2 tRNA genes and 2 rRNA genes are annotated in these 744 nt (G+C 50.7%); all 4 read right to left on the bottom strand.

Annotated elements, in window-relative coordinates:
* Window positions 1-124: ribosomal RNA gene (locus ACFQ3W_RS26000) — 23S ribosomal RNA — on the bottom strand; the annotation flags it as partial.
* A 296-nt stretch (window positions 125-420) separates the two neighbouring features.
* A tRNA-Ala gene (locus ACFQ3W_RS26005) sits at window positions 421-496 on the bottom strand.
* A 37-nt stretch (window positions 497-533) separates the two neighbouring features.
* A tRNA-Ile gene (locus ACFQ3W_RS26010) sits at window positions 534-610 on the bottom strand.
* A gap of 40 nt (window positions 611-650) precedes the next feature.
* Window positions 651-744 (bottom strand): 5S ribosomal RNA (gene rrf / locus ACFQ3W_RS26015); the annotation flags it as partial.

The raw sequence follows: 744 nt of genomic DNA on the forward strand, positions 1-744 counted from the left end.
CCCCATTCGGATATCCCCGGATCAAAGCTTGCTTACAGCTCCCCGAGGCGGTTTCGTTGTTCGCCACGTCCTTCTTCGGCTCCTAGCGCCTAGGCATCCTCCGTGTGCTCTTAGTAGCTTAACCATGATGCTCTGGTATTGCGCTGCTCGCTCTGTTGCTCGTCGTTTCGTCTCGGGCTTTCGCCCTGACTCACGTACTCGCAAAGGATCGATCATCACAAAACCTTCGCACAGCCACTATTAGTTCAAACTTGATTTGACACAAGTTTTCAGCTAAAAGGATTGTTCTAAAACGCAAATTTCGTTTCGTTTATCCAGTTTTCAAAGATCAAATTCTCACGCCGTTTAACCGGCGGAAGATTATCATATCATTTCCGTCATTACCAATCAACCGGTAAGTGTTGGAAGCAATAGTTGTTATGGTGGAGCCAAGGAGGATCGAACTCCTGACCTCCTGCTTGCAAGGCAGGCGCTCTCCCAGCTGAGCTATGGCCCCATGCGCATCCCAAAAAGCGTTCGTTATGGGATATATATGGTGGGCCCTAGTGGACTCGAACCACCGACCTCACCCTTATCAGGGGTGCGCTCTAACCAGCTGAGCTAAGGGCCCATAACATTAATATGATTTTGTGAACCCAATAATGGGTTGCGCTTGGCAACGTCCTACTCTCCCAGGACCCTTCGGTCCAAGTACCATCGGCGCTGGAGGTCTTAACGGTCGTGTTCGGGATGGGTACGCGTGGA

Source organism: Paenibacillus puldeungensis (assembly GCF_042678945.1).
Lineage (GTDB): Bacteria > Bacillota > Bacilli > Paenibacillales > Paenibacillaceae > Fontibacillus > Fontibacillus puldeungensis.